The organism is Bowmanella dokdonensis (assembly GCF_017254865.1).
In the GTDB taxonomy this organism is placed as follows: Bacteria; Pseudomonadota; Gammaproteobacteria; order Enterobacterales; family Alteromonadaceae; genus Bowmanella; species Bowmanella dokdonensis.
Genome location: NZ_JAFKCV010000065.1, coordinates 1 through 529, shown reverse-complemented (window position 1 = coordinate 529; position 529 = coordinate 1). Strand labels below are relative to the sequence as shown.

Genomic DNA, 529 nt, shown 5'->3' with positions numbered 1-529 from the left:
AAATACTAAGGCAATTTTTATATGAAACTTTTATGAACATTGCCTATTCGCCAACAGATACCTGACGCCGCTGCGTCTTTACCCAGGAAGCCCTTGCACAAGGCAATGGGCGGCAACGCAATAAACTGTGCCACACACACTGGGAAACACCATGAAACACCTGAATAAAACCGCCACCTATGGCTGCCTTATCCTGGCGTCCAGCTCAACACTGGCCCTGTCTGCCCACGCACAAGAGGTAGCAGGCGCAGCCCCCGGTAATCTGGAAAGCATTATCGTGACCGGCACCCGTCAGGCCAACCGTACCGTATTCGACTCCATGGCCCCGATTGATTTGATTGACGCCTCCGCCATCGACAGCACCACCTCAGAAGACTTGCTCGACAGCGTGGCGCAAATCGTGCCGTCTTTTAAGGTGCAGCGTTTACCTATGGCCGACGGTCAGGTGTTTGTGCGCCCGGCGTCTTTACGTGGCTTATCCGCCGACCATACGCTGGTACTGGTTAATGGCAAACGCCTGCACCGCGCC

The 529-nt window shown here is 54.6% G+C and carries 1 protein-coding gene; it reads left to right on the top strand.

What is annotated here, in order from left to right:
- Positions 1-151 precede the first annotated feature (151 nt).
- On the top strand, positions 152-529 hold a 378-nt coding region (locus J0A66_RS21565; protein ID WP_206575917.1), incomplete at its 3' end, for a TonB-dependent receptor plug domain-containing protein.